Here is a 24878-nt window from a genome sequence, read left to right on the forward strand (position 1 = left end):
ACAGTAAATTATGGCATTCATTATCAAACCATTGGTCACTGAGAAGATGACTAAAATTACAGACAAGTCTTCTGTTGAGAAAACTTACAAGGTAAAGGGTGAGACACGCACAAAGAAGGCAGAGGCTAAGTATGGCTTCATCGTTCGCCCAGAGGCCGGTAAGCTCGAGATTAAGAAAGAAATTGAAAGTCTGTATAACGTTACAGTAATTAATGTAAATACGCTTCGTTACGCTGGTAAGCGCTCAAGCCGCTATACAAAGGCCGGACTCATCAAGGGTCAGAAGAACGCGTATAAGAAGGCAATCGTTACTCTGAAAGAGGGCGATACAATTGATTTTTACAGCAATATTTAAAATAAAAAATGGCAGTACGTAAATTAAAACCGGTTACTCCGGGTCAAAGACACAAAGTTATTGGCACGTTCGAGGATATTACTGCATCCGTGCCAGAGAAGTCTCTCGTTTACGGTAAACGTTCTACCGGCGGTCGAAACAACACCGGTAAGATGACTGTCCGCTATCGTGGCGGCGGTCACAAGAAGAAGTTCCGTATGATCGACTTCAAACGAGAGAAAGATGGTGTTCCAGCTGTAGTTAAGACAATTGAGTATGATCCAAACCGCTCGGCTCGTATCGCTCTCTTGTTCTACGCAGATGGAGAAAAACGTTACATTATTGCTCCCAATGGACTGCAGGTAGGTACTACCCTGATGTCTGGTAAGGATGCAGCGCCTGAGATTGGAAACACTCTCCCGCTCGCTAACATTCCAGTAGGTACAGTAATTCACAACATTGAATTGCGTCCTGGACAGGGTGCCCTGCTCGTTCGTTCGGCTGGTAATTTTGCTCAGTTGACTTCTCGTGAAGGCAGTTATTGTGTTATCAAACTCCCTTCTGGCGAGACTCGTCAGATTCTTAGTGCTTGTAGAGCTACTGTAGGTAGCGTAGGTAACTCGGACCACGCTCTTGAGTCGTCTGGTAAGGCAGGTCGCTCACGTTGGCTTGGTCGTCGTCCACACAACCGTGGTGTTGTAATGAACCCAGTTGATCACCCAATGGGTGGTGGTGAAGGACGTCAGTCTGGAGGTCATCCACGTTCACGTAAGGGCTTGTATGCTAAGGGACTCAAGACAAGAGCTCCAAAGAAGCATTCTAACAAGTATATTATTGAAAGAGCTAAGAAATAATCAAGTTAATTAGAGTAAATTATGAGTCGTTCATTAAAAAAAGGTCCGTACATTAACGTGTCGCTCGAGAAGAAAATTCTCGCTATGAATGAAAGCGGAAAGAAGAGTGTCGTTAAAACATGGGCTAGAGCATCAATGATTTCCCCTGATTTTGTGGGTCACACTGTTGCAGTTCATAACGGAAATAAATTTATTCCTGTTTACATTACCGAAAACATGGTCGGCCACAAGCTTGGTGAGTTCTCACCAACACGTCGTTTCGGCGGACATGCTGGTAATAAGAAATAACAGGCAAACCATTGTAAAAAGAAATTAAAATGGGAGCAAGAAAAAAAATATCGGCTGAGAAAAGAAAAGAGGCCTTGAAAACAATGTACTTTGCGAAGCTCAATGGCGTTCCTTCTTCTCCACGCAAAATGCGCTATGTAGTTGACATGGTTCGTGGCATGGAGGTTAACCGCGCCCTTGGAGTTCTCAAATTCTCTAACAAGGCTGCTGCTGCAGACGTAGAGAAGTTGTTGCGCTCTGCTATCGCAAACTGGGAAACAAAAAATGACCGTAAGGCTGAAGACGGTGAACTTTATATCTCTAAGGTCTTCGTTGACGAGGGCGTTACAATGAAACGTATGAGACCGGCACCACAGGGTCGTGGTTACAGAATCCGCAAGCGTAGCAACCACATCACTCTGTTTGTTGATGCCAAAACTAATGATGAAAAATAATATAGTAGAATGGGACAGAAAGTAAATCCAATAAGCAACCGTCTTGGTATCATTAGAGGTTGGGAGTCAAATTGGTTCGGTGGTAAGAACTTCGGCGATAATTTGGTAGAGGATACCAAAATCCGTAAGTATCTTAACGAGCGTCTGGCTAAGGCTAGCGTTTCCCGCATCGTCATCGAGCGTACTTTGAAGCTTGTTACCATCACTATATGCACAGCCCGTCCGGGTCTCGTCATTGGTAAGGGTGGTCAAGACGTTGACAAGTTGAAGGAAGAGTTGAAGAAACTCTACGACAAGGAGATTCAGATTAATATTTTCGAGGTTAAGAAGCCTGAGCTTGACGCATCAATCGTTGCTAATAACATAGCAAGACAAGTTGAGGGTAAGATCGCTTACCGTCGTGCTATCAAAATGGCTGTTGCAAACACTATGCGTGCAGGTGCTGAGGGTATCAAGGTACAGATCACTGGCCGTCTGAACGGTGCCGAGATGGCACGTAAGGAAATGTACAAGGAGGGACGTACTCCTCTGCATACATTCCGCGCTGACATCGACTACTGTCAGGCAGAGGCACTCACAAAGGTTGGTCTGCTTGGTATCAAGGTTTGGATTTGCCGCGGCGAGATTTACGGCAAGGTAGATCTCACACCTAACTTCACACAGGAGAAGTCTAATGGCGGACGTCAGGGTGGCAAACCAAGAGGTAACCGTAAGAGAAACAATAACCGTTAAAGTTAGAAACAAACATGTTACAGCCTAAAAGAGTAAAATACAGAAGACCTCAAGATGGACGTGGTAATAAAGGCAACGCTCACAGAGGTACACAGCTGGCTTTCGGATCATTCGGTATCAAGACACTTGAGGCAAAATGGTTGGATAGCCGCCAGATAGAGGCTGCCCGTATCGCAGTCAATCGTTATATGCAGCGTGAGGGTCAGGTATGGATCCGCATTTTCCCTGACAAACCAATCACTCGCAAGCCTGCTGACGTCCGAATGGGTAAAGGTAAGGGAGATCCAGCAGGATGGGTAGCCCCTGTTACTCCAGGACGCGTTCTTTTCGAGGTTGAAGGCGTTTCTTTTGACATAGCAAAGGAGGCTCTTCGTCTCGCAGCGCAGAAATTGCCTGTTAAGACTAAATTTATTGTTAGACGTGATTTCGATAAAAACGCTTAATTATGAAGATTAAAGAAGTAAAAGAACTCGAAACCAAGGACTTGGTAGAGAGAATAGAGTCAGAGGTTGCAAAGTACAATCAGATGAAACTTAATCATGCGATCACTCCTCTAGAGAATCCATCTCAGATTAAGTTGGCACGTCGTGACATCGCACGCATGAAGACAGTACTCCGCGAGAGAGAACTTAACAAATAACAATGGTCCAGATGGAAACAAGAAATTTAAGAAAGACAAGAACGGGTGTCGTTATCAGTAACAAGATGGATAAAACCATTGTTATTGCCTCTAAGTTCAAGGAGATGCACCCTATATATGGTAAGTTTGTCCAGAAGACAAAGAAATACCACGCTCATGATGAAAAGAATGAGGCTAACGTAGGTGATACAGTCCTCATTATGGAAACTCGTCCTTTGAGTAAGACAAAGAGATGGAGATTAGTTCAAATAATTGAAAAAGCTAAGTAAATATGATACAAGCAGAATCAAGACTTACTGTATGTGATAACAGCGGCGCCCGTGAGGCTTTGTGCATCCGTGTGCTTGGTGGAACACGCCGCCGTTATGCAAGTGTTGGTGACGTGATCGTAGTTTCTGTAAAGAACGTCATCCCGTCAAGTGATTTGAAAAAAGGTGCAGTATCTAAGGCTTTGATTGTTCGCACAAAGAAGGAGATTCGTCGTGCTGATGGTTCTTACATCCGTTTCGATGACAATGCTTGTGTTTTGTTGAACAATGCTGGTGAAATCCGCGGTAGCCGTATCTTCGGCCCTGTTGCCCGCGAATTGCGTGCAGTCAACATGAAAGTCGTTTCTTTGGCACCTGAGGTTCTTTAATATTTAAAGTAAGAGATTAATGAATAAGTTACATATTAAGAAAAACGATACAGTCATCGTTCTGGCCGGTGAGGACAAGGGCAAGACTGGTAAGGTGCTGAAGGTACTGGTTGACAAGCAGCGTGCTATCGTAGAGGGCGTGAATATGGTCTCTAAGAGCACAAAGCCAAGTGCTAAGAACCCTCAGGGAGGTATTGTAAAGCAGGAAGCTTCTATACATATCTCTAACTTGAGTTTGATAGATCCTAAGAGTGGCAAGGCTACTCGTATTGCAATTAAGATGAACGATGAGGGCAAGAAGGTCCGCATCGCTAAAAAGTCAGGGGAGGAAATCAAATAATGAATACAGCTGAATTAAAAACCGTTTACGCAGAGACAATCGCTCCTGCACTCCAGAAACAGTTCAACTATTCTTCTAAGATGCAGATTCCTGCCCTCAAGAAAATCGTTGTAAACCAGGGTCTCGGAGATGCGACACAGGACAAGAAGATCATTGATGTCGCTATCAACGAAATCACTGCTATCACTGGTCAGAAGGCAGTAGCAACATATTCTAAGAAGGATATCGCTAACTTCAAGCTTCGTAAGAAGATGCCTATCGGTGTTATGGTGACATTGCGTCGTGAGCGCATGTATGAGTTCCTCGAGAAACTCGTGCGCATCGCCCTTCCTCGTATCCGCGACTTCAAGGGTATCGAGAGCAAGTTCGACGGCCGTGGTAACTACACACTCGGTGTTACAGAGCAGATCATCTTCCCGGAGATCAACATCGACTCTATCGACCGCATCCAGGGTATGAACATCACTTTCGTGACATCTGCCAACACGGATGAAGAGGGTTATGCTTTGTTGAAGGCTTTCGGCCTTCCTTTCAAGAACGCTAAAAACGATAAATAAGATATGGCAAAAGAGTCAATGAAAGCTCGCGAGGTAAAACGTGCCAAACTGGTGGCACGTTATGCCGAGAAACGCGCAGCGTTGAAGAAGGTTATCGCAACTTCTAACGATCCTGTAGAGGCATACGAGGCAGCTCGTAAGTTGCAGTCTATTCCAAAGAATGCAAACCCAATCCGCTTGCACAACCGTTGCAAGATCACAGGTCGTCCAAAGGGTTATATCCGTCAGTTCGGTCTCTCTCGTATTCAGTTCCGTGAGATGGCTTCTGCAGGACTCATCCCTGGAGTTAAGAAGGCAAGCTGGTAATAAGCAGTTTCAATTTTTTAATATTGTCGGGGTAGGCCCGATTAATTAAACATTTTATATAATGACAGATCCAATAGCAGATTATCTAACGAGGTTGAGAAATGCAATCATGGCTCATCACCGTGTTGTTGAAGTTCCAGCTTCTAACTTGAAGAAGGAAATCACTAAAATCCTCTTCGAGAAGGGATACATCCTTAACTACAAGTTCGTAGAGGATGGTCCTCAGGGTTCTATCAAGGTTGCCTTGAAGTATGACCCACAGACTAAGGCAAACGCAATCAAGTGCCTTAAGAGAGTTTCCACCCCAGGTCTTCGTAAGTACGCTGGTTACAAGGAAATGCCGAGAGTTATCAACGGATTAGGTATTGCAATATTATCTACATCCAAAGGTGTAATGACTAACAAAGAGGCTGCCGACCTGAAGATTGGTGGTGAGGTTCTTTGCTACGTATATTAATTGGAGGATTGAATATGTCAAGAATAGGTAAATTACCAATTAGTATTCCAGCTGGAGTTACAGTAGCTCTTAACAACGGCGTTGTAAGTGTAAAGGGTCCTAAGGGTGAGCTTTCACAGAAGGTTGACAGCTCAATCATCGTTAAGATAGAGGATGGACATGTTGTTCTTTCTGTTGACGAGAACAGCCCTGTTAACTATAAGCAGAAAAATGCTTTCCACGGACTTTACCGTGCTTTGATCCACAATATGGTTGTTGGTGTAAGCGAAGGTTATCAGAAGGTCTTGGAGCTTGTAGGTGTTGGTTATCGTGTTTCAAACCAGGGAAACCTCATCGAGTTCTCTCTTGGTTATACACACCCAATTTTCATTCAGCTTCCTAAGGAAGTTAAGGTTGAGACTAAGTCTGAAAGAAATCAGAATCCTATCATAATTCTTGAGTCTTGTGACAAGGAGTTACTGGGACTTATCTGTGCAAAAATTCGTTCTTTCCGTATGCCTGAGCCTTATAAAGGAAAAGGTATCTTGTTCAAGGGTGAGGTTATCCGCAGAAAGTCTGGTAAGACAGCTGCAGCTAAGTAACTTTAATAATTTTCGATTATGACAACTAAGAAAGTAGAAAGACGAATTAAGATAAAATACAGAATACGTAAGCGTGTCAACGGTACAACCGAGCGTCCACGTATGAGTGTTTTCCGTAGCAATAAGCAAATTTACGTTCAGATTATCAACGACCTGACAGGCACTACACTTGCCTCTGCTTCATCACTCGGACTTGAGGCTATGCCTAAGAAGGAGCAGGCTGCCAAGGTTGGCGAGCTCGTAGCCAAGAAGGCTATCGAGGCTGGCATCTCTAAGGTGGTTTTCGACCGTAACGGTTATCTCTACCACGGACGAGTTAAGGAGTTGGCTGATGCAGCACGTAAAGGCGGTCTAATTTTTTAATCGATTATGGCAATGAATAAAGTAAAAATAAATAGTGACGTTGAGTTAAAAGACAGATTGGTTGCTATTAACCGTGTTACCAAGGTTACCAAGGGTGGCCGTACTTTCACCTTCGCTGCAATTGTCGTTGTTGGCGATGGAAACGGTGTCATCGGTTGGGGTCTTGGCAAAGCAGGTGAAGTTACTGCTGCCATAGCAAAGGGTGTAGAGTCTGCAAAGAAGAACCTTGTAAAGGTTTCTCTTCTCAAGGGTACTATCCCTCACGAGATCGAGGCTAGCTTCGGTGGTGCAAAGGTATTCCTTCGCCCAGCAGCAGCCGGTACCGGACTTGTAGCAGGTGGTGCTATGCGTGCTGTATTGGAGAGTGTTGGTATCAAGGACGTTTTGGCTAAGTCAAAGGGCTCTTCCAACCCACACAACCTCGTAAAGGCTACTATCGTTGCATTGAGCCAGTTGCGCGATGCATACACAGTGGCACAGACTCGTGGTATTTCACTTGATAAAGTATTTAACGGTTAATAAAGGAGAATTTTTATGGCAACAATAAAGATCAAACAGATTAAGAGTAAGATCGGTGCTCCAGTTGACCAGAAGCGCACTCTTCAGGCGCTGGGCTTGACAAAGATTTCACAGGTTGTAGAGCATGAAGATAATCCTACTATCCGCGGAATGATTAGAAAGGTACACCACTTGGTAAGTGTTGTTGATTAATTACTCGTAACATTAAAAAAAGAACAATTATGAAATTACATAATTTACAGCCAGCTGAAGGCTCTACACATTCACGTCGTCGTATCGGCCGTGGTACAGGTTCTGGACTCGGTGGTACTTCTACTCGTGGACACAAGGGTGCCAAGGCTCGTTCTGGTTATAAGAGAAAGATTGGCTTCGAAGGTGGTCAGATGCCTTTGCAGCGTCGTGTTCCTAAGTCTGGTTTCAAGAACATCAACCACAAGGAATACTTTTCTGTAAACCTTTCTACTCTTCAGACTTTGGCAGAGAGCAAGAACCTCACTAAGATCGGTCTTGCTGAGCTCAAGGAGTTCGGAGTAGTAAAGGGTAGAGTACTCGTTAAGATTCTTGGAAACGGCGAGTTGAAGGCTAAGCTCGATGTAGAGGCAAACGCTTTCTCTAAGACTGCTGAAGAGGCAATCAAGGCAGTTGGTGGTAACACAACTATAATCTAAGTAAATGAAAAAGTTTATTGAGACACTGAAGAACTGTTGGAAGATTGAGGATCTGCGTCAGCGCATCCTCATCACGATCCTGTTCGTGGCGATTTATCGTTTCGGCTCTTTCGTAGTGCTTCCTGGTATTAACCCTGCAATGTTGGAAAAACTGCAGAATCAGACAAGTGGCGGTTTGATGTCACTGTTGGATATGTTCTCCGGTGGTGCGTTTTCTCATGCTTCTATTTTCGCATTGGGAATAATGCCTTACATCTCAGCTTCTATCGTTATGCAGCTGCTTGCTGTCGCTGTGCCTTACTTCCAGAAGATGCAGCGTGAGGGCGAGAGTGGCCGCAAGAAGATCAACTGGTACACACGAGTATTGACTGTGTTCATACTCGTGTTCCAGGCTCCTTCTTATCTGATGAACCTCAAGGCGCAGGCTTACGGAGCTTTGGCTCCTGGTCTCGACTGGGGATCTTTCATCCTCACAGCCACTATCATCCTTGCAGCTGGTAGTATGTTTGTTCTCTGGCTCGGTGAGCGCATCACTGACAAGGGCGTCGGCAATGGTGTTTCACTTATCATTATGATCGGTATCATTGCCCGTCTTCCACAGGCTTTCATTCAGGAGACAAGTTCTCGCTTTACCGCCATCACAAACGGTGGTCTGGTAATGTTCATCATTGAGCTTCTCATCCTCTATCTTGTGGTTTGTGCTGCATTGCTCCTCACTCAGGGCACTCGAAAAGTTCCTGTACAGTATGCTAAGCGTATTGTCGGCAACAAGCAATATGGTGGCGCTCGTCAGTATATTCCTTTGAAGCTTTTCGCTGCAAACGTTATGCCTATCATCTTTGCTCAGGCTTTGATGTTCATTCCTCTCGCAGTGGTTCAGTATTCTACTGATGCCTCTAACGAAATCATCCGTTCTCTGATGGATCACCGTAGTTTGCTGTACAATATCGTGTTCGCAGTGCTTATCATTGCCTTCACATATTTCTATACAGCCATTACATTGAATCCTACTCAGATGGCAGAGGATATGAAACGTAATAATGGTTTCATTCCTGGCGTTAGGCCTGGTAAGGAAACAGCGGATTACATTGAGACGGTGATGAGCCGTATCACATTCCCTGGTTCTTTGTTCATCGCCTTCATCGCAATCATGCCTTCATTGGCAGCGTTGCTCAATGTACAGGATGGATTTGCGCAGTTCTTCGGTGGTACTTCTCTTCTGATTCTCGTAGGTGTCGTTATCGATACACTGCAGCAGATTGAGAGCCACATGATGATGAGACATTACGATGGTCTTCTCAACTCAGGACATGTCCGCGGTCGTAACGCTGGCGTTTCCGCTTACTAAGCACTGTGCAGATGAAAGTTTTTCTGAAGACTGAAGATGAAATTGAATTAATGCGTAAAGCCAATCAGTTGGTGTCACAGACACTGACTGAATTGGCTAATCGTATAAAGCCCGGAGTAACTACTCTATACCTTGACAAGGTTGCTGAGCAATTCATTCGCGACCACGGAGCAATCCCGACGTTCAAGAATTTCCCGAATCCCTATGGCGACCCGTTTCCGGCTAGTATCTGTACTTCCGTTAATGACATTGTGGTTCATGGAATACCAAGTGAAGATACTGTTCTCAAAGATGGCGATATCATCTCCATCGATTGTGGAACATTGCTGGATGGCTTCAATGGCGACTCTTGCTACACGTTCTGTGTAGGTGAGGTTTCCGATGAGATAAAGCAACTGTTGTCCACGACAAAAGAAGCTTTATACAAAGGAATCGAGAATGCGGTAGCCGGTCGTCATCTTGGCGACATCGGTTCTGCCGTTCAAGACCATTGTGAGAAAAAAGGTTATGGAGTCGTAAGGGAGTTGACGGGCCATGGCATAGGAAGAGAGATGCACGAAGACCCCCAGGTACCCAACTATGGCCGGAGAGGTAACGGCATCCTGCTGAAGTCAGGAATGTGTCTCGCCATCGAGCCGATGATTACGATGGGAGACCGCAAGATTGCGATGTTGCCCGACCATTGGTCTATATGCACTCGCGACGGAAAGCCGGCTGCTCACTTCGAGCATACCTTGGCAGTGAGAAACGGTAAGGCAGAAGTTTTATCTTCGTTTAGTGAAATAGAAAAATTAGAAGCAAATTATTAAGTTATGGCAAAGCAAGCCGCAATTGAGCAAGATGGAACAATCGTAGAGGCACTCTCTAACGCGATGTTCCGCGTTGAGTTGGAGAATGGTTGTCCTATCACAGCCCACATCTCAGGAAAGATGAGGATGCACTACATCAAGATTCTTCCTGGTGACAAGGTAAAGGTGGAGATGAGTCCATACGATTTGACCAAAGGCAGAATAGTATTTAGATACAAATAAACTATAGAGATATATGAAGACAAGAGCATCATTGAAGAAACGTACACCCGACTGCAAGATCGTTCGTCGTAAAGGTCGTCTGTTCGTTATCAACAAGAAGAACCCTAAGTACAAGTTGCGTCAGGGTTAAAAAAGGGTTGGCACCCTGATTGTGAAGTCAGTCGTGTCGCTTTATTAACAAACAAATTTATTTATTTTATCATTTAACACAAAATGGCAATAAGAATTGTTGGAGTAGATTTGCCCCAGAATAAGCGTGGCGAAATCGCATTGACTTATATCTACGGTATAGGTCGAAGTAGTTCAGCAAAGATATTGGACAAGGCTGGTGTTAGCCGTGACTTGAAAGTCAACGAGTGGTCTGACGACCAGGCAGCCAAGATCCGTGAAATTATCGGCGCTGAATTCAAAGTAGAAGGTGATCTCCGTTCAGAGATCCAGTTGAATATCAAGCGACTGATGGACATTGGTTGCTATCGTGGAGTTCGTCATCGTAACGGTCTTCCAGTACGTGGTCAGAGCACAAAGAACAATGCTCGTACACGTAAGGGAAAGAAGAAGACTGTTGCAAATAAGAAAAAGGCTACTAAATAATAATTAGAGTTATGGCAAAGAAAACAGTCGCAAAGAAAAGAAATGTTAAGGTTGACGCTCTCGGACAGTTGCATGTTCATAGCTCCTTTAACAACATTATCGTGTCATTGGCCAACAGCGAGGGTCAGATTATCTCTTGGTCTTCAGCTGGTAAGATGGGCTTCCGTGGTTCTAAGAAGAACACTCCTTACGCTGCTCAGATGGCAGCAGAGGATTGCGCCAAGGTCGCTTTCGACCTCGGTCTTCGCAAGGTGAAGGCATACGTTAAGGGTCCAGGTAACGGTCGTGAGTCAGCTATCCGTGCTGTCCACGGTGCCGGCATCGAGGTTACAGAGATCGTAGACGTTACTCCATTGCCACACAACGGATGTCGTCCTCCAAAGCGTAGAAGAGTTTAATCAAGAAGAATACCCAATCTGCCTTGCATCGCAAGTGGTTTTTTCTGGCGATGCAGGGCATCAACAAAGATTTTTTAATATTATGGCTAGATATATAGGTCCGAAATCTAAAATTGCGCGTCGTTTTGGTGAGCCAATCTTCGGCGCTGACAAAGTTTTGTCCAAGAGAAACTTCCCTCCTGGACAGCATGGCAACAATCGTCGCAGAAAGATGTCTGAGTACGGTGTCATGTTGGCAGAGAAGCAAAAGGCTAAATACACCTATGGTGTACTTGAGCGCCAGTTCCGTAATATGTTTGAGAAGGCTGCAAAGGCTGAAGGTATCACCGGTGAGGTGCTGCTCCAGAACCTTGAGTGCCGTCTTGACAACGTAGTATTCCGTCTTGGTATAGCTCCTACACGTGCAGCTGCCCGCCAGCTCGTTAGCCACAAGCATATCGTAGTTGATGGCAAGGTTGTTAACATACCTTCATTTGCCGTTAAGCCAGGTATGGTTGTTGGTGTTCGCGAGAAGGCTAAGTCTCTCGAGGTTATCGAGACAGCGCTCGCTGGCTTCAACCACAGCAAGTACCCATGGATCGAGTGGGACGAGAACACAAAGAGCGGCAAGTTCTTGCACAAGCCAGAGCGTGCTGATATTCCTGAGAATATCAAGGAACAGTTAATCGTTGAGTTGTACTCTAAATAATCATTAAATTAATGGCGATATTAGCATTTCAAAAACCCGACAAAGTTGTAATGTTGGAGGCCAATGACAAATTCGGCAAGTTCGAGTTCCGTCCTCTTGAGCCTGGCTTCGGTGTTACCATTGGCAACGCGTTGCGCCGCATTCTGCTTTCCTCCCTTGAGGGTTATGCCATCAACACCATCCGCATAGCTGGTGTTGAGCATGAGTTCTCCTCAGTTCCTGGAGTTAAGGAGGATGTAACTAACATTATCTTGAATTTGAAGCAAGTAAGATTCAAGCAAGTAGTAGAAGAATTCGAGAACGAGAAAGTTAGTGTCACCGTTGAGAATTCCACAGAATTCAAGGCTGGTGATATCGGTAAGTATCTGACTGGATTTGAAGTGTTAAACCCTGATTTGGTGATTTGTCATTTAGACGCAAAAGCATCAATGCAGATAGACCTCACTATCAACAAAGGCCGTGGCTATGTTCCGGCTGATGAGAACCGTGAGTTCTGCACCGATGTCAACGTAATTCCAATCGATTCAATTTACACCCCAATCCGTAACGTGAAATATGCCGTTGAGCCATATCGTGTTGAGCAGAAGACCGACTACGACAAGCTCCTCCTTGAAGTCACTACGGATGGTTCCATTCACCCGAAAGACGCACTTAAAGAGGCTGCCAAGATCCTGATTTATCACTTCATGCTGTTCTCTGACGAGAAGATCACTCTCGAGAACACTGACGTTGAGACAAACCAGGAGTTCGACGAGGAAGTTCTCCACATGCGCCAGCTCCTCAAGACACGCCTTGTAGACATGAACCTCAGCGTTCGTGCCCTCAACTGTCTGAAGGCAGCCGACGTAGAGACACTCGGCGATCTCGTACAGTACAACAAGACAGACCTCTTGAAGTTCCGCAACTTCGGTAAGAAATCGCTTTCAGAGCTTGATGATTTGCTCGAGAGTCTGAATCTGTCGTTTGGAACCGATATTTCTAAGTACAAATTAGATAAGGAATAATATCCGCATACAGGCGAAGGAGCCATCCGGCTCCTCCTGCCGTTGCGAAACTCCTTAAAACAAGAAACAAAAAATGAGACATAATAAAAAATTCAACCATCTGGGTCGTACTGCTGACCATCGCAAGGCAATGTTGACAAACATGGCTATCTCCCTGATCAAGCACAAAAGAATCACTACGACCCTCGCAAAGGCTAAGGCCTTGAAGAAGTTCGTAGAACCTCTTATCACACGTTCAAAGAACGACACAACAACTTCACGCCGTGTAGTTTTCCGTTATCTTCAGGACAAGTACGCTGTTACTGAGTTGTTCAAAGAGATTTCTACTAAAGTGGCTGATCGTCCAGGAGGATACACACGTATCATCAAGTTGGGCATCCGTAAGGGTGACGCAGCAGAGATGGCATTCATCGAGCTGGTAGACTATGATGAGAACATGGCCAAGACTCCAAAGGCAGCTGCCAAGAAGACTCGTCGTAGCCGCAAGGCTGCTCCAAAGGCAGAGGCTCCAGTAGAGGCACCTGCAGCAGAGGAGGCAAAGGCTGAGGAAGCTAAGGCAGAATAATTCTCCGAATATATCTCATAGGAATTAATCCGTCCCATCTCGGGGCGGATTTTTTTGTACGCTTACCCCAGATATTTATGCCGTTTGTTCCCATCGTGTTGCCGTTTGTTCCAAATCGGGGGAAATGACGTTTTCATGAGTGGCGGTTATTCTCTATTTTTGTAGTGCAATTCATATACGATTGCACAGCAGAGATAATCAATATTATGTTAACATCAATCCCCTAAAAACATTTGTGGATTTGACTAAAACAAGGAGAACAAGAACATGGACAAGAAATTTTTCGATTATGGCAAGTCATTCAGCAGGATGGGAATGGCAGTAGTAGCAGCACTTTCACTTACAGCAGGTTTCGCATCGTGCGGTGATGACGATGATGAAGGCGGATCGTCTACACCCAACACCGAGTCAGGCGTTCTGGAGACCACTTCAGGTAAGAAGGTGAGAGTGACAGGTGCCGGCAACCTTACATATTCCTACAACAGCGACGGCACGCTGGCATCCTTCGGTTATGGCAACCATCCGTATGAGGCAAGCTACAACCCATTCACCTTTACACAAGACAACTACGGCAACGGCTATAAAGACGTCAGTGTGGTCAGCAACATCCGTACGAACGGCAGCGGCTACATCACTGGCTGCACCGAGAAATACGACTATGAAAGCTCCGACTCAGAGGAGCATGGTTCGGGCAGCGTCAGCGTGAGCTACAACGACAACGGCAACGTTACGAGAATCAAGGGCAGTGGTTCCGGCTATTACATCGAGGATGGACAAAAGGAGAAATACAGTTCCTCATTCGATTATTCCTTCACATGGAACGACGGCAAACTCCGGAAGGCTGTCTACACATTCGTTGAGGATGGTGAGAAAGACGTCGAAACCTTAGTCTTCGACTATGATGATGCCAAGGCAAACGTAACACTCCAATATGTGCCTAACTTCCTCAACGAAGAGTCAGACTCGTTCCTCGCCGGCCTGTTCTTTATCGGTTATGTAGGCAAGGGCCCGTCATACTTCCCGACCGGTGTAGACTACACTATGAAAGATTATGAAGGCACAGAGAACAAATACTACAACCTCACATATTCACTGAATTCAGACGGCACCGTATACCGCTACGGAGGAATGGAAAGCGGTTATATGTCATATTCCAGCGTCAGCGGAACCACGCCACGAAGCGTTTCTATGGCTCCTGCTGCCACAGACAAAGTGAAGAGGAGCATCTTCAGCAGTATCCACAGAAGATTCATGAACAGATAATCCCCGACAGTCAGAAGGGCTTATCCCTTATGCCATATAATCCCGGCCTTCCAATGCGCAAGGCCGGGATTTTTCCGTCTATGTATTGTCCGACAATATCAAGGAATCCCCATGAAACACATTAGGTGCTGCAAGTTCAGTCTCTATCATTCTGTAGAAGCTGTCCTTGTAGTCAATGTCATAGTAGCCAATAAGCAATGCAAGGAAATCCCCAAGAGAAAGGTTCTCTTCATGGAGGACATCTGTATTGATTGTAATTTTCATTGTCTTTTGTTTTTAAAGGGTTATCAATAAAAAGCACACCCCCTGGAGAGGAGCTGTGCTAGTTACTTTCTTGTTATTATAATTAGTTTTTGGGTAGATAGTCTGCAATGCTGTTTTTTACAATATTCATTCTTAAAATGTACCTTGCTTGGCATGTGTTATAAATCTTTCAATTAATGGTCTGAAAATAATCAATTGGTCTAAAAGTAGAGTTTGACAAGAAGAACCTTTAAATTTGAAATAGGAAAAGTCATCAGTTGAAGCAATATTCAGCCAATATTCATCATCTATTTTGGCTTGCTCAATAAACTCCTTAAAGACACTTTCCGAATTGTCCTTGAGGTAGTTACGCATTTCTTCATCAGAATTAAAATAACTGTACAATCCTTTAAACCATTTACTATAGAAAATAACAAGTTTCTTACCTTCAACTTCTATAGTTGCAATTATATTATCTTCATTTATTGAAGTTCTTATCTCTTCCTTTGTCATAAATATTTATTATTAAACCTATTTTGATTTTCTTTCAATACCTTTTGTATCCCTGAAAATGGCTTCAGCAGGTGTCGCAGGATCATATAGAACGTTTCTCCATTCATCAGGATTAAGAAGATACCCTCTTGTGTCAGCTTTTCCTAACTGTGCTCCAACCCATTCTGGAAGAGTCATTATTTCTTTTTGGCTCATTTTTGATATATCTTGGAAAGGTATTACCTCACTTTTAAACTTTGGTTGAAATACCCAATCCATGAATTTATAGTCTTTGACTCTTGGTGAGTTAGATGCTTCTCTTGTGAGTTTTCGTATCTCTGAAGCATAATCTGCGGAATTTGGTTTTTCTATAACAAATTTTACATTTGATGTATTTTCAATGTCATCAAGAGCATTAAAAGTATTTTTCAATTTGTTGTTTGTAACAGTTTTCATTCCCATTTTGGAAGCTATTCCTAGATCAATGTCATTTCCAGAGAAGAACATAACTTTAGATGGTTTTACCAAGACATTATCTCCATACGTGAAGGTATCTGAAGGTCTTGTAGAAATAACATGTTTACCAAGTAAGGTTTTACCTGGAAATGCCATAACTGACGATGTATTCCAATCTCCTCTATCATGTTTTCTGACCGGCACATCTGTTGTCATATTTGTAATTATTGGACTGTCTACTCCCCTGCCATTTTCAAATGCAAATGTATTAATTGGAGAAGTAATCTGAATTTTTCCATCTTTTATTACTGGCATTCGTTTTGATGCTTTATATAAAGTTGGTAATTCCACATCGTTGCCATAATAGAATTTGCCTGCATAATATCTTGGATATTGAGCAAAGGGACTATGCCAAGCTGCTATTCCCAGCCCTTTCCCCAATTCATACATTGGTTTTACTAATTGTGCCAAAGTCGATACATCCAAGGCTGTTTCAGGGGTAAATGTTCCATTCTGAATGTCTTGTAGTCCTTTAGCACCAGATAAGGAAGTTGCAGTTGCATCTATCCATGGGAACAGTCTGTTGTACTTTGCTGTGTCAGCAAAGAAGCCCAGCCCTCTTGTAATGCCTTGACCTAAAGCGGTTGATGCAACACCATCCATAAAGGGGGCTGCAATTACTCCAAATGGCGCTGCTGTTGCAACATCTCTCCAAGCTGCAGCATTAGGGTGTTGCTTGTCCCAGAGGGCATAGTCCTTTGCTCCTCTGACAGCGGCATCCTTAAGATGTGGGTTATACTCTCTGTGGGGAGCATTATTGACTTTTGTCTTGTCATTGCTCATTGTAAGATACTGATTGAAAGCATCAGAGAGCAATCCCCGCTTAACTTCCTTTGATGGTGTCACCACTACTTCATCAAGATTATGCTGCATCATGACTGGGATAGCCTTGCCATCTTTCATTCCATAGTAGTTTCCCTTGCTGTCTGCAAACACCTGCCTCTTCTTTACTGTGCCGTCAGGTTCCTCTATTCCCATTGTTGTGGTGGGGAACTTCTGGTTGCCCAGTGTGAGAGGTATGCTCCAATCAAAATCTCTTAAATATCCTGCCATACTATTTATTTTTTTTTAATTCTCAGCAAAGATAACAAAAGCAGGGGAGAGGGTAAAGGAGCTAATGAAAGTCCTTAGATAATCTCTTGTTTTCGCTAATAATGTTAACAGATACAAAGGTATGATTTTATTCAGCATGTTGTATATGATGGCACCTCATTTCTTTATAATTTCATTCAGTTCAGCAATGGATTGTATATATGGCATACTTGCAGTCTTTTGTTTTTTAAGGTGTCTTTTGCTCGTTTCTGATTCTCAGTATCCCGCTGTTACTCCTTAATCCTCAGATGAAATCCACTCTTCCCAAAATCACAATCCAGGCGGGCCTGATGGCCGATTAAGGCTAAACCAGGCGTCATTACCAGTATTTGGCTCCTCTTCTATCAAAAAAAATGAATTTCCTTTGCCTCTCTCAAAGCTTTCTTATAACTTTGCCCAAAGTTTTGCGCCAGACTGTTCTGGCTGTTGTTTAACCTATAAATCTGAAATAAGAATATGCCATTTACGAACAATGTCATGATTGTCCGTCACAAGCTGTTGACCGAACTTGTGAAGCTATGGAAAAATGACGAATTAGTAGACCGCATTGACCGTCTGCCTATCCAATTGAGTCCCCGCCGTTCAAAACACGAAGGACGTTGCTGTGTACACAAAGAGAGAGCAGTATGGAGATATAAGTCACTTCCGTTGTTGGGCATGACGATGGAAGACGAAACCGACGAGCTGACACCTCTCTCAGAATTTGCTTTCCGCGCCATGAAGAGAGCCGGCAGCGGTGCACCGAGAGAAGATATCCTTACCGTTATCGACGAGGCTTGTTCATCCTGCGTTCAGATCAATTATGAAATCACCAATCTGTGCCGTGGATGTATCGCCCGCCATTGTATGACCAACTGTCCCAAGAAGGCCGTCCATCTGAAGAAGAACGGACAGGCATTCATCGACCACGATGCTTGTATCAGCTGTGGTATCTGCCACGACAGCTGCCCATACCATGCCATCGTATACATACCCGTTCCTTGCGAGGAGTCATGCCCGGTAAAGGCAATCAGCAAAGACGAGCGTGGCGTAGAGCATATCGATGAGAGCAAGTGTATATACTGCGGAAAATGTCTCAACGCATGTCCGTTTGGCGCCATTATGGAGGTATCCCAGGTATTCGACGTGCTCTATAGAATCCGTAGCAAGAAGAAGCTCGTGGCCATCGTTGCCCCTGCAATCCTCGGCCAGTTCAAGGCAGAGAAAGACCAGGTCTACGGCGCACTCCGCGAGATGGGCTTTGCCGACGTCATCGAGGTGGCACAGGGCGCCATGGAGACCGTAGAGCGTGAGGGCCACGAGCTGCTGGAAAGACTCGAAGAAGGCCAGCCGTTCATGACCACCTCTTGCTGTCCTTCATACAAGGAGATGGTGAAGAAACACGCTCCCGACATGGCGAAATACGTTTCCGACACCCGTTCGCCGATGTATTACACCGCCCGTCTGGCAAAGCAGCAGCATCCAGACGCCGATGTAGTGTTCATCGGTCCGTGCGTTGCCAAGCGCAAGGAAGCCCAGAGCGACGAAGCTGTGGACTTCGTTCTCACATTCGAGGAAATCTCTTCTGTGCTCGATGGACTGGGCATCGACATGGGCACAACCTCTCCATATAGCATGGCGGTGCAGTCGGTGCGCGAGGCACATGCTTTCGGAGAGTTGGGTGGCGTGACAGGCGCCGTGAAGGCATATCTCAAGGAGAAAGCCGAGTCATTGCAGGCAATCCAGGTTTCCAACCTGACAAAGAAGAACATCGCCATGCTGCGAGCTTACGGCAAGTCAGGAAAGGCTCCTGCCAAGTTCATCGAGGTCATGGCATGCGAGGGCGGATGTATCACCGGACCTTGCGTCCACAATGAGCTGAAAGCCGGAAAGCGCCAGTTCGACAAGGAATTGGGCAAGGAGACAAAGACCTATGATGATATGGATTGACAAACTACGCAGAGACCATGCTCTCGCGCCAGACGAATACCGGCAGCTGCTGGCAACGACAGACACCGATGCCGTGGAATATCTGCATCGGCAGGCGCGGGAGGTGGCTCTCAGGCAGTTTGGTCATGACATCTATATGCGCGGACTGATAGAGGTGGGCAACCGCTGCCGCAACAATTGCTACTATTGCGGCATACGGGCAGCCAACATGTCGGTGGCGCGTTACGAACTGACAAAAGAACAAATCCTGACCTCTTGCCGGGAAGGCTATAAGCTGGGCTTCCGCACTTTTGTATTGCAAGGTGGCGAGAAGTCTGGCTCTTATGCTATGTTGGAAGACGTGGTCAGCGAGATACGCCTCGCCTATCCCGACTGTGCCATCACGCTCTCGCTGGGCGAGATGACGAGGAGCGAATACGAGGGACTGTTCCGTGCCGGCGCCAACCGCTATCTGCTGAGGCATGAAACATATAATGCCGACCATTACCGCAGGCTCCATCCGGAGTCTATGTCAAGAGAACACCGGCTGCAATGTCTGCAATGGCTCAAGGAAACCGGCTATCAGACCGGCACCGGCATCATGGTGGGCAGCCCCGGACAGACTCTGGACCATCTGGTGGAGGACATCTGCTTCATCCGGCGTTTCCAGCCGCAGATGATAGGCATCGGACCCTTCATACCCCAGCATGACACACCCTTCAGGGATTGCCGTCCGGGAAGTGCCGACCTCACCCTGCGCCTGCTCTCCATCTTCCGCCTGATGTTCCCGTCGGTGCTGATACCAGCCACTACGGCGCTCTCCACACTCCTGCCCGACGGCAAGGCCCGGGGCATACTGGCAGGAGCCAATGTGGTGATGCCAAACCTCTCGCCGGCGGCATACCGCTCCAGCTATGCGCTCTACGACAACAAGGCGGCGATGGGCACGGAGGCAGCCGAAGGGTTGGCCCTGCTGAAACAAGAATTGGATAAAATCGGGTATCGTATATCTACGGCTCGTGGTGATTTTAAATGAATAATGACATGGACAAGATCTTTAATCCTGCCTCCGGTGAGGCAGAAGAGTTTATCAACCATCAGGAGATTCTCGATACGCTGCAATACGCATCGGAGCATAAGAACGATCGGGAGCTGATAGAGAATCTGCTTGAGAAGGCGGCGAAATGCGGCGGACTGACCCACCGTGAGGCTGCCGTGCTCCTGGAGTGCGACGTCCCCGATCTGGTAGACCGCATCTTCCATCTGGCAAAAGAAATAAAGCAGCGCTTCTACGGCAACCGCATCGTGATGTTCGCACCGCTCTATCTCTCCAACTATTGCGTGAACGGCTGCGTATATTGTCCGTACCACGCCAAGAACAAGACCATACCCCGCCGCAAGCTCACCCAGGAGGAAATCAGGCGGGAGGTCGTAGCCCTGCAGGATATGGGTCACAAGCGTCTGGCGCTCGAAGCCGGCGAAGACCCGCGCAATAATCCTATAGAATACATCCTGGAGTCTATCCGGACCATATACGGCATCCATCACAAGAATGGAGCCATCCGCCGCGTCAATGTGAATATCGCCGCCACCACGGTGGAGAACTACCGCCGCCTGAAAGACGCCGGCATCGGCACGTATATCCTCTTTCAGGAGACATACCACAAGAAGCACTACGAGGAACTCCACCCCAGAGGTCCCAAGAGCAACTATGCCTACCACACCGAGGCTATGGACCGCGCCATGGAGGGCGGCATCGACGATGTGGGCATCGGCGTTCTCTTCGGCCTCAACCTCTATCGCTACGATTTCGTGGGCCTCATGATGCACGCCGAGCATCTGGAGGCAAAGTTCGGAGTAGGTCCACACACCATCAGCGTGCCCCGAATCTGTCCGGCAGACGATATCTCAACAGAGGACTTCCCCGACGCCATTTCCGACGAGATGTTCGAGCGCATCGTCGCCGTCATCCGCATCGCCGTTCCATACACCGGCATGATCATCTCCACCCGTGAGTCAGAGGCCGTGCGCCGCCGTGTGCTGGAGCTTGGCGTGTCGCAGATCAGCGGCGGTTCGCGCACCAGCGTGGGAGGCTATGCCGACTCAAAGCCGGAGCATACCGAGCAGTTTGACGTTAGCGACCATCGCTCGTTGGACGAGGTGGTGGGCTGGCTGCTCGATCTGGGACATATACCGAGCTTCTGCACCGCCTGCTATCGCGAAGGACGCACCGGCGACCGCTTCATGTCGCTGCTCAAGGCCGGACAGATAGCAAACTGCTGCGGACCGAATGCCCTGATGACGCTGCAGGAGTATCTCGAAGACTATGCCTCGCCTGAGACCCGGGCGAAGGGACAGCAGGAGATTGCCAAGGCGTTGGAGCATATCCCGAACCCGAAGATAAAGGCGATTGCCACGAAGCGGCTGGAAGAGATAAAACAAGGAAAGAGAGATTTCAGATTCTGACATAGATATGGAGAATACACCACAGGTTTCCCGCTTGCATATAGCCCTCATAGGGAAGAGGAATGCCGGCAAGTCGTCACTGCTCAACGCATGGTTGGGACAGGACGTGTCTATCGTGTCCAGCGTGGCTGGAACTACTACCGACGCCGTGAGAAAGGCTGCCGAACTCCCCGGACTGGGAGCTTGTGTGATTATCGACACACCGGGATTTGACGACACCGACCGGCAGCTGGGACATCTGCGCGTTGGCAAGATGCAGACTGCCGTGAAGCAGGCCGACATCGTAATTCTGGTGGCGGGCGGACCAGTGCTCACGCCGGAAGAACGGGAGTGGGCTTCTTGGCTCAAGCTCAAGAAGACCCCCTGGCTCCTTGTCCTGGGCAAGGCAGACACCATGGCGGATGCAGAACAGGCAGCCGACCGTCTGTCCGGCGAACTGGATGTGCCCGCCGTGGCTGTCAGCGCCTGGCGCCGCAGCGGGTTCTCCAGGATGATGCAGCTGCTGCTCCAGCTCCTGCCGCCCGATTTCGGCAAGGAGACCATCACGGGCAGTCTTGCCGCTGAGGGCGACAGGGTGTTGCTCGTGATGCCACAGGACAAGGAGGCACCGAAGGGACGCCTTATCCTGCCACAGGTGCAGACCATCCGTGAACTGCTCGACAAGCGGTGCATCGTTTCCTGCTGCACTCCCGACAAGCTGGCTGCTGCTCTCGCCTCGTTCCGTGAGAGTCCCCAACTGATAATCACCGATTCGCAGGTCTTTCCGCAGGTGTACGGACAGAAGCCTGCCGACAGTCGGCTGACATCCTTCTCCGTGCTCTTCGCCGCCTACAAGGGCGATGCCGTGGCGTTGAAACAGGGAGCGGAGAGCATAGCCCGGCTTACAGACCGTTCTCATGTGCTGATAGCCGAAGCCTGTGCCCATGTGCCGGCGGGCGAGGATATCGGCAGGGTGAAACTGCCGCGTCTGTTGCGCAAAAGGGTGGGCGAGGGCCTTCAGGTCAGTTTCGTCAACGGCCGTGATTTCCCCAAAGACCTCTCGCCATACGATCTTGTTATCCATTGCGGCGCCTGCATGTTCAATCGCCGTTATGTGTTAGACCGCATCCGTTCCTCACAGTCACAAGGTGTGCCCATCACCAATTATGGCATGGCGATAGCCTATCTCACCGGCATCCTGCATAAGATAGACTTCGCAGGATAGTCTGTTGGAATATATGAAAAACTTGATTTCTCCAGAAACTGTCAGATTGTCTGGTTTTTGCTCTAACGCATTGATAGTCTGATGATTATCGACCTGACGGTTGCTTTGGATTGTCTGGACAATTCGTCATCCTCATGGGTGGAATGTCATTTGTCCACCAGTTCCACGAGGAACTCGTTGCCTCGCCATGTTCTCCTCGACGTCATTCCGGGCAGCGCCTTCAGCCGGCGGCTGAGTGTCGTGAGATTGGTAGAAGCCATTGCCGCCGCACCCGCCTTCTGGCGCAGATGCTGAAATATCGCCACCGTGGTCATATACTCACCCCTGCCGTTCTCCTTGCCGATGCGGAAATACTCTTTGAAGAAATCCTCCGCCGCCATCGTGCGCTGAAACCTGTCGTTGCTCATCGTCAGCAGCTCCGTTTCCAGTTTGTCGAAATACCAGCGGCGCCCACTCTCTATCTCGCTCAGCGCCTGGGCATAGAGCTGGGTGTAGTCTATTGGCGTCGCCACGTCGATGGGCCTGTTGAAATCCACACAGATGAAGCGGCGGCTCCCCGACGGGTCGCTCAGCACATTCTGCATGTTGCTCGTGGCGATGAACGATGCCCGGCGCGGCAGTTCCTCGATGGCAGTTCCCCATGGGCGCTTCATCTTCACCGCCGGCAGCTGCACCACATTCTTCAGAAATCCCTCCTGCAGCTTCGGCGAGATCTGGTTGAACTCGTCCAGATTGATGAGCAGCAGTTCCGACATCGCCCTCAACACCTGCTTCTTCTCCGCCAGCTGCAGACTGTCGCAATATCCCCATTTCAGTTCCGGCGGCAGCAGCCGGCGGCAGAACGTGCTCTTGTTGAAACCCTGGTCGGAGATGAGCAGCGGCACGTTGCTGTTGCCATACAGCTCCCCCGTCTTGCCCGTCCATTGCGCCACCATCCCCAGAAACCACGTGTGGAATCTCTCCCTCCACTCCGGGTCCTCCGTCGGCACCGTGTCGGCAAGCCTCCCGATATGGTCGCTGCCGTCCCAGCGGCCCACACATTTGGCGAGGAAGTCGCCGATGGGGTCGAAACATCCGATGAAGTCAGACCCCACATAGTTTCTCACGTCATTAAACCCCACGGCGATGCCCGCCAGCTGCACCTCCAGCGTGATTCTCTTCAGCGCCCTCATGTCGAGCATCAGAAAAGGTCCGTTGCCGTCCCTTTCCATATACTCCGTGCATTCTGTCACCGTGTTGTATCTCAACACATACCTCCGCCTGATATGCTCCACCATCTTCACCACATGTGAGCACCTCGTCGGAATCCTCTCCCCGGTCTCATTCTCCGTGTTCGTCACTTCCGTTTCCTCACTCGTTTGAGTACTGTTCATTCTCTCAAACCACTTCTCCGAGGTCTTGACTGATATCCTCAACCTTCCTCTTTTGTTTGTTCTTATGCTTTTTGTTTTCATGGTATTGTCTGTTTTTTTAGCCAAATGGCCGATTTGGAATTTTAGTCTGTTTTGGTTCAGAATTGGGCACGGTGCTTGCCCAACATGGGCAAGGTGCTTTCTCAATAGGGGCAAGCAGCTTGCCCCGGTTGGGCATCTTTCCTGTCCGTTTCGTGCCCATTATTTATTCAAAAAGCTGACCATCTCTTCGTAGAAGTCAAACTCCACGTCGTCATACCCATAGTCGGCGAAAATCCTCTTTATCTTCTCCTGCTGGTTTTCCGTCAGTTTCCACGCCCCCGAGTCGTATCTCGAAAAGTCCCTTCTGTTGCTCATTGTCTTGATGATGTCGTGGCGTATGGCCTTATAGTCGCATGCCTTTACATTGCCGAGAGCCTTCTTGAATCCCCATGCCACCTTAGTCTTCTTCATCTTATGAAACAGTTTGCATCCTTCCACCGGATTCGTGGTCGGCAGGATACATTTCCCACACAGGTCCTTCTGTTTCATCTTTCTGATGACATGCCATCTCGTGCATCTCTTCTTTATCTCGCAGTTTTCGTTCAAACAATGAACCCAATTGTACGGTGTCGTGAATTCTCCCTTCACGAAATCCGAATACTTGATTTCATAATGCATACTCAATGCTTTTTAAAAGTTTATGATTATATTATCCCGGTCCTTTGTTCAGCCCTGATGATTGATCAGAGCTTGGCGAGACAGTGATGCAGTCGTGCGCGCTTCGCTCCATCCCGTTTCCGCTTTCCGGTCCGTATGCCTATAAAATAAAGTCCATTTTCCCCTCATGTCATATTCCGTCCCCTTCCATACGATTAAATCTTCTTATTCCCCAACCATCCAGACAATCACCCGATGGTTTTCGCCATACAAAAAATGCGGAAGTGTCTGAATTACAGATACTT

At 47.3% G+C, this 24878-nt stretch carries 37 protein-coding genes; 32 read left to right on the forward strand and 5 right to left on the reverse strand.

Annotated features, from left to right (window positions below):
• Window positions 1-10 precede the first annotated feature (10 nt).
• From rplW to QVO99_RS01145, 28 genes are all read left to right on the forward strand, one after another.
• Window positions 11-355, forward strand: a complete 345-nt coding sequence (gene rplW, locus QVO99_RS01010) for a 50S ribosomal protein L23 (RefSeq protein WP_022315725.1) — start codon at window positions 11-13, stop codon at window positions 353-355.
• An 8-nt stretch (window positions 356-363) separates the two neighbouring features.
• Window positions 364-1188, forward strand: a complete 825-nt coding sequence (gene rplB, locus QVO99_RS01015) for a 50S ribosomal protein L2 (RefSeq protein ID WP_022315726.1) — start codon at window positions 364-366, stop codon at window positions 1186-1188.
• A 21-nt stretch (window positions 1189-1209) separates the two neighbouring features.
• Window positions 1210-1476, forward strand: coding sequence for a 30S ribosomal protein S19 (gene rpsS / locus QVO99_RS01020; protein ID WP_022315727.1), 267 nt, complete (start codon window positions 1210-1212; stop codon window positions 1474-1476).
• Window positions 1477-1505: 29 nt separating this feature from the next.
• Entirely contained in the window at window positions 1506-1910 is a 405-nt protein-coding gene (rplV, locus tag QVO99_RS01025; protein WP_022315728.1) for a 50S ribosomal protein L22, read from the forward strand.
• 9 nt (window positions 1911-1919) lie between these two features.
• Window positions 1920-2642 (forward strand): 30S ribosomal protein S3, encoded by a 723-nt coding sequence (gene rpsC / locus QVO99_RS01030; protein WP_022315729.1) that lies wholly within the window; start codon window positions 1920-1922, stop codon window positions 2640-2642.
• A 14-nt stretch (window positions 2643-2656) separates the two neighbouring features.
• The gene (gene rplP, locus QVO99_RS01035) at window positions 2657-3085 is read left to right on the forward strand and encodes a 50S ribosomal protein L16 (RefSeq protein WP_022315730.1); all 429 of its coding nucleotides are present in this window, start codon (window positions 2657-2659) and stop codon (window positions 3083-3085) included.
• A gap of 2 nt (window positions 3086-3087) precedes the next feature.
• Window positions 3088-3282 (forward strand): 50S ribosomal protein L29, encoded by a 195-nt coding sequence (gene rpmC / locus QVO99_RS01040; protein ID WP_022315731.1) that lies wholly within the window; start codon window positions 3088-3090, stop codon window positions 3280-3282.
• Between the two features lie 2 nt (window positions 3283-3284).
• A complete protein-coding gene (gene rpsQ, locus QVO99_RS01045; protein ID WP_082026239.1) occupies window positions 3285-3551 on the forward strand; it encodes a 30S ribosomal protein S17 in 267 nt (88 codons plus the stop codon).
• A 2-nt stretch (window positions 3552-3553) separates the two neighbouring features.
• Window positions 3554-3919 carry a 50S ribosomal protein L14 gene (gene rplN, locus QVO99_RS01050; RefSeq protein WP_009231165.1) on the forward strand — a complete coding sequence of 122 codons (366 nt, stop codon included), beginning with the start codon at window positions 3554-3556 and terminating at the stop codon, window positions 3917-3919.
• Between the two features lie 19 nt (window positions 3920-3938).
• Window positions 3939-4259, forward strand: a complete 321-nt coding sequence (gene rplX / locus QVO99_RS01055; protein WP_022315733.1) for a 50S ribosomal protein L24 — start codon at window positions 3939-3941, stop codon at window positions 4257-4259.
• The gene (rplE, locus tag QVO99_RS01060; protein WP_022315734.1) at window positions 4259-4816 is read left to right on the forward strand and encodes a 50S ribosomal protein L5; all 558 of its coding nucleotides are present in this window, start codon (window positions 4259-4261) and stop codon (window positions 4814-4816) included. The genes rplX and rplE overlap by 1 nt, the downstream gene beginning before the upstream one ends.
• Window positions 4817-4819: 3 nt before the next feature.
• Entirely contained in the window at window positions 4820-5122 is a 303-nt protein-coding gene (rpsN, locus tag QVO99_RS01065; protein ID WP_022315735.1) for a 30S ribosomal protein S14, read from the forward strand.
• Window positions 5123-5183: 61 nt separating this feature from the next.
• Window positions 5184-5579 carry a 30S ribosomal protein S8 gene (rpsH, locus tag QVO99_RS01070; protein ID WP_022315736.1) on the forward strand — a complete coding sequence of 132 codons (396 nt, stop codon included), beginning with the start codon at window positions 5184-5186 and terminating at the stop codon, window positions 5577-5579.
• A gap of 14 nt (window positions 5580-5593) precedes the next feature.
• On the forward strand, window positions 5594-6160 hold the full coding sequence (rplF, locus tag QVO99_RS01075; RefSeq protein WP_022315737.1) for a 50S ribosomal protein L6: 567 nt from the start codon (window positions 5594-5596) through the stop codon (window positions 6158-6160).
• A gap of 18 nt (window positions 6161-6178) precedes the next feature.
• Complete coding sequence (gene rplR / locus QVO99_RS01080; protein WP_022315738.1) at window positions 6179-6523, forward strand: 50S ribosomal protein L18; 345 nt, start codon at window positions 6179-6181, stop codon at window positions 6521-6523.
• A gap of 6 nt (window positions 6524-6529) precedes the next feature.
• Window positions 6530-7042, forward strand: coding sequence for a 30S ribosomal protein S5 (gene rpsE / locus QVO99_RS01085; protein ID WP_042519089.1), 513 nt, complete (start codon window positions 6530-6532; stop codon window positions 7040-7042).
• Between the two features lie 15 nt (window positions 7043-7057).
• Entirely contained in the window at window positions 7058-7234 is a 177-nt protein-coding gene (rpmD, locus tag QVO99_RS01090) for a 50S ribosomal protein L30 (protein WP_022315740.1), read from the forward strand.
• A gap of 29 nt (window positions 7235-7263) precedes the next feature.
• Window positions 7264-7710, forward strand: coding sequence for a 50S ribosomal protein L15 (gene rplO / locus QVO99_RS01095; RefSeq protein ID WP_022315741.1), 447 nt, complete (start codon window positions 7264-7266; stop codon window positions 7708-7710).
• Window positions 7711-7714: 4 nt separating this feature from the next.
• Entirely contained in the window at window positions 7715-9058 is a 1344-nt protein-coding gene (gene secY, locus QVO99_RS01100; protein WP_022315742.1) for a preprotein translocase subunit SecY, read from the forward strand.
• Window positions 9059-9069: 11 nt separating this feature from the next.
• Window positions 9070-9867: a type I methionyl aminopeptidase gene (gene map, locus QVO99_RS01105; RefSeq protein WP_022315743.1), complete on the forward strand. Its 798-nt coding sequence runs from the start codon at window positions 9070-9072 to the stop codon at window positions 9865-9867.
• A gap of 3 nt (window positions 9868-9870) precedes the next feature.
• Window positions 9871-10089, forward strand: a complete 219-nt coding sequence (infA, locus tag QVO99_RS01110) for a translation initiation factor IF-1 (protein WP_022315744.1) — start codon at window positions 9871-9873, stop codon at window positions 10087-10089.
• A gap of 13 nt (window positions 10090-10102) precedes the next feature.
• On the forward strand, window positions 10103-10219 hold the full coding sequence (rpmJ, locus tag QVO99_RS01115; RefSeq protein ID WP_006950529.1) for a 50S ribosomal protein L36: 117 nt from the start codon (window positions 10103-10105) through the stop codon (window positions 10217-10219).
• 83 nt (window positions 10220-10302) lie between these two features.
• On the forward strand, window positions 10303-10683 hold the full coding sequence (rpsM, locus tag QVO99_RS01120) for a 30S ribosomal protein S13 (RefSeq protein WP_022315745.1): 381 nt from the start codon (window positions 10303-10305) through the stop codon (window positions 10681-10683).
• A gap of 11 nt (window positions 10684-10694) precedes the next feature.
• Window positions 10695-11081 (forward strand): 30S ribosomal protein S11, encoded by a 387-nt coding sequence (gene rpsK / locus QVO99_RS01125; RefSeq protein WP_022315746.1) that lies wholly within the window; start codon window positions 10695-10697, stop codon window positions 11079-11081.
• Window positions 11082-11163: 82 nt separating this feature from the next.
• Window positions 11164-11769, forward strand: a complete 606-nt coding sequence (gene rpsD / locus QVO99_RS01130) for a 30S ribosomal protein S4 (RefSeq protein WP_022315748.1) — start codon at window positions 11164-11166, stop codon at window positions 11767-11769.
• 11 nt (window positions 11770-11780) lie between these two features.
• The gene (locus tag QVO99_RS01135; protein ID WP_022315749.1) at window positions 11781-12773 is read left to right on the forward strand and encodes a DNA-directed RNA polymerase subunit alpha; all 993 of its coding nucleotides are present in this window, start codon (window positions 11781-11783) and stop codon (window positions 12771-12773) included.
• Window positions 12774-12846: 73 nt separating this feature from the next.
• Window positions 12847-13338, forward strand: a complete 492-nt coding sequence (gene rplQ / locus QVO99_RS01140) for a 50S ribosomal protein L17 (protein WP_022315750.1) — start codon at window positions 12847-12849, stop codon at window positions 13336-13338.
• Between the two features lie 267 nt (window positions 13339-13605).
• Window positions 13606-14601: a hypothetical protein gene (locus QVO99_RS01145; protein ID WP_022315751.1), complete on the forward strand. Its 996-nt coding sequence runs from the start codon at window positions 13606-13608 to the stop codon at window positions 14599-14601.
• A 78-nt stretch (window positions 14602-14679) separates the two neighbouring features.
• Here QVO99_RS01145 and QVO99_RS01150 read toward each other — a convergent pair whose 3' ends face one another.
• The 3 genes from QVO99_RS01150 to QVO99_RS01160 all read right to left on the reverse strand — a co-directional run bounded on the left by QVO99_RS01150 (window position 14680) and on the right by QVO99_RS01160 (window position 16905).
• Window positions 14680-14865, reverse strand: coding sequence for a hypothetical protein (locus QVO99_RS01150; protein ID WP_022315752.1), 186 nt, complete (start codon window positions 14863-14865; stop codon window positions 14680-14682).
• A 132-nt stretch (window positions 14866-14997) separates the two neighbouring features.
• Entirely contained in the window at window positions 14998-15357 is a 360-nt protein-coding gene (locus tag QVO99_RS01155; protein ID WP_022315753.1) for a hypothetical protein, read from the reverse strand.
• Window positions 15358-15375: 18 nt separating this feature from the next.
• Entirely contained in the window at window positions 15376-16905 is a 1530-nt protein-coding gene (locus tag QVO99_RS01160; protein ID WP_022315754.1) for a hypothetical protein, read from the reverse strand.
• Window positions 16906-17400: 495 nt separating this feature from the next.
• Between QVO99_RS01160 and QVO99_RS01165 the strand changes: the two genes are divergently transcribed.
• Genes QVO99_RS01165 through hydF form a run of 4 tightly spaced genes read left to right on the forward strand, consistent with a single transcriptional unit; the run spans window position 17401 to window position 22522 of the window.
• Window positions 17401-18873, forward strand: coding sequence for a monomeric [FeFe] hydrogenase (locus tag QVO99_RS01165; RefSeq protein WP_022315755.1), 1473 nt, complete (start codon window positions 17401-17403; stop codon window positions 18871-18873).
• Window positions 18857-19888 (forward strand): [FeFe] hydrogenase H-cluster radical SAM maturase HydE, encoded by a 1032-nt coding sequence (gene hydE / locus QVO99_RS01170; RefSeq protein WP_022315756.1) that lies wholly within the window; start codon window positions 18857-18859, stop codon window positions 19886-19888. The genes QVO99_RS01165 and hydE overlap by 17 nt, the downstream gene beginning before the upstream one ends.
• Window positions 19889-19896: 8 nt before the next feature.
• Window positions 19897-21318: a [FeFe] hydrogenase H-cluster radical SAM maturase HydG gene (hydG, locus tag QVO99_RS01175; RefSeq protein ID WP_022315757.1), complete on the forward strand. Its 1422-nt coding sequence runs from the start codon at window positions 19897-19899 to the stop codon at window positions 21316-21318.
• A gap of 1 nt (window position 21319) precedes the next feature.
• Window positions 21320-22522 (forward strand): [FeFe] hydrogenase H-cluster maturation GTPase HydF, encoded by a 1203-nt coding sequence (gene hydF / locus QVO99_RS01180; protein WP_288176846.1) that lies wholly within the window; start codon window positions 21320-21322, stop codon window positions 22520-22522.
• A 146-nt stretch (window positions 22523-22668) separates the two neighbouring features.
• Here hydF and QVO99_RS01185 read toward each other — a convergent pair whose 3' ends face one another.
• Together QVO99_RS01185 and QVO99_RS01190 are read right to left on the reverse strand one after the other, a co-directional pair.
• Window positions 22669-23895 (reverse strand): VapE domain-containing protein, encoded by a 1227-nt coding sequence (locus QVO99_RS01185; protein WP_288176845.1) that lies wholly within the window; start codon window positions 23893-23895, stop codon window positions 22669-22671.
• Window positions 23896-24135: 240 nt separating this feature from the next.
• Window positions 24136-24594, reverse strand: a complete 459-nt coding sequence (locus QVO99_RS01190) for a DUF6078 family protein (protein ID WP_022315761.1) — start codon at window positions 24592-24594, stop codon at window positions 24136-24138.
• Window positions 24595-24878 lie beyond the last annotated feature (284 nt).

Origin of the sequence: Prevotella sp. CAG:592, assembly GCF_000436015.1 — a bacterium.
Classification (GTDB): Bacteria; Bacteroidota; Bacteroidia; order Bacteroidales; family Bacteroidaceae; genus Prevotella; species Prevotella pectinovora.

Excerpts from the sequence above, each read along its gene's own strand:
- hydG (WP_022315757.1), top strand. The coding sequence starts at position 19,897 with ATGGACAAGATCTTTAATCCTGCCTCCGGTGAGGCAGAAGAGTTTATC.
- secY (WP_022315742.1), top strand. The coding sequence starts at position 7,715 with ATGAAAAAGTTTATTGAGACACTGAAGAACTGTTGGAAGATTGAGGAT.
- rplO (WP_022315741.1), top strand. The coding sequence starts at position 7,264 with ATGAAATTACATAATTTACAGCCAGCTGAAGGCTCTACACATTCACGT.
- rpmD (WP_022315740.1), top strand. The coding sequence starts at position 7,058 with ATGGCAACAATAAAGATCAAACAGATTAAGAGTAAGATCGGTGCTCCA.
- QVO99_RS01165 (WP_022315755.1), top strand. The coding sequence starts at position 17,401 with ATGCCATTTACGAACAATGTCATGATTGTCCGTCACAAGCTGTTGACC.
- rplE (WP_022315734.1), top strand. The coding sequence starts at position 4,259 with ATGAATACAGCTGAATTAAAAACCGTTTACGCAGAGACAATCGCTCCT.
- rplB (WP_022315726.1), top strand. The coding sequence starts at position 364 with ATGGCAGTACGTAAATTAAAACCGGTTACTCCGGGTCAAAGACACAAA.
- rpsS (WP_022315727.1), top strand. The coding sequence starts at position 1,210 with ATGAGTCGTTCATTAAAAAAAGGTCCGTACATTAACGTGTCGCTCGAG.
- rplP (WP_022315730.1), top strand. The coding sequence starts at position 2,657 with ATGTTACAGCCTAAAAGAGTAAAATACAGAAGACCTCAAGATGGACGT.
- rpsC (WP_022315729.1), top strand. The coding sequence starts at position 1,920 with ATGGGACAGAAAGTAAATCCAATAAGCAACCGTCTTGGTATCATTAGA.
- QVO99_RS01135 (WP_022315749.1), top strand. The coding sequence starts at position 11,781 with ATGGCGATATTAGCATTTCAAAAACCCGACAAAGTTGTAATGTTGGAG.
- rpmC (WP_022315731.1), top strand. The coding sequence starts at position 3,088 with ATGAAGATTAAAGAAGTAAAAGAACTCGAAACCAAGGACTTGGTAGAG.
- rplX (WP_022315733.1), top strand. The coding sequence starts at position 3,939 with ATGAATAAGTTACATATTAAGAAAAACGATACAGTCATCGTTCTGGCC.
- rpsK (WP_022315746.1), top strand. The coding sequence starts at position 10,695 with ATGGCAAAGAAAACAGTCGCAAAGAAAAGAAATGTTAAGGTTGACGCT.
- rplW (WP_022315725.1), top strand. The coding sequence starts at position 11 with ATGGCATTCATTATCAAACCATTGGTCACTGAGAAGATGACTAAAATT.
- QVO99_RS01155 (WP_022315753.1), bottom strand. The coding sequence starts at position 15,357 with ATGACAAAGGAAGAGATAAGAACTTCAATAAATGAAGATAATATAATT.
- map (WP_022315743.1), top strand. The coding sequence starts at position 9,070 with ATGAAAGTTTTTCTGAAGACTGAAGATGAAATTGAATTAATGCGTAAA.
- QVO99_RS01145 (WP_022315751.1), top strand. The coding sequence starts at position 13,606 with ATGGACAAGAAATTTTTCGATTATGGCAAGTCATTCAGCAGGATGGGA.
- rpmJ (WP_006950529.1), top strand. The coding sequence starts at position 10,103 with ATGAAGACAAGAGCATCATTGAAGAAACGTACACCCGACTGCAAGATC.
- rplR (WP_022315738.1), top strand. The coding sequence starts at position 6,179 with ATGACAACTAAGAAAGTAGAAAGACGAATTAAGATAAAATACAGAATA.
- rplF (WP_022315737.1), top strand. The coding sequence starts at position 5,594 with ATGTCAAGAATAGGTAAATTACCAATTAGTATTCCAGCTGGAGTTACA.
- rplV (WP_022315728.1), top strand. The coding sequence starts at position 1,506 with ATGGGAGCAAGAAAAAAAATATCGGCTGAGAAAAGAAAAGAGGCCTTG.
- QVO99_RS01150 (WP_022315752.1), bottom strand. The coding sequence starts at position 14,865 with ATGAAAATTACAATCAATACAGATGTCCTCCATGAAGAGAACCTTTCT.
- rpsE (WP_042519089.1), top strand. The coding sequence starts at position 6,530 with ATGGCAATGAATAAAGTAAAAATAAATAGTGACGTTGAGTTAAAAGAC.
- QVO99_RS01185 (WP_288176845.1), bottom strand. The coding sequence starts at position 23,895 with ATGAACAGTACTCAAACGAGTGAGGAAACGGAAGTGACGAACACGGAG.
- rplN (WP_009231165.1), top strand. The coding sequence starts at position 3,554 with ATGATACAAGCAGAATCAAGACTTACTGTATGTGATAACAGCGGCGCC.
- rpsM (WP_022315745.1), top strand. The coding sequence starts at position 10,303 with ATGGCAATAAGAATTGTTGGAGTAGATTTGCCCCAGAATAAGCGTGGC.
- rpsN (WP_022315735.1), top strand. The coding sequence starts at position 4,820 with ATGGCAAAAGAGTCAATGAAAGCTCGCGAGGTAAAACGTGCCAAACTG.
- infA (WP_022315744.1), top strand. The coding sequence starts at position 9,871 with ATGGCAAAGCAAGCCGCAATTGAGCAAGATGGAACAATCGTAGAGGCA.
- hydE (WP_022315756.1), top strand. The coding sequence starts at position 18,857 with ATGATGATATGGATTGACAAACTACGCAGAGACCATGCTCTCGCGCCA.
- QVO99_RS01190 (WP_022315761.1), bottom strand. The coding sequence starts at position 24,594 with ATGCATTATGAAATCAAGTATTCGGATTTCGTGAAGGGAGAATTCACG.
- QVO99_RS01160 (WP_022315754.1), bottom strand. The coding sequence starts at position 16,905 with ATGGCAGGATATTTAAGAGATTTTGATTGGAGCATACCTCTCACACTG.
- rpsQ (WP_082026239.1), top strand. The coding sequence starts at position 3,285 with ATGGTCCAGATGGAAACAAGAAATTTAAGAAAGACAAGAACGGGTGTC.
- rplQ (WP_022315750.1), top strand. The coding sequence starts at position 12,847 with ATGAGACATAATAAAAAATTCAACCATCTGGGTCGTACTGCTGACCAT.
- rpsH (WP_022315736.1), top strand. The coding sequence starts at position 5,184 with ATGACAGATCCAATAGCAGATTATCTAACGAGGTTGAGAAATGCAATC.
- rpsD (WP_022315748.1), top strand. The coding sequence starts at position 11,164 with ATGGCTAGATATATAGGTCCGAAATCTAAAATTGCGCGTCGTTTTGGT.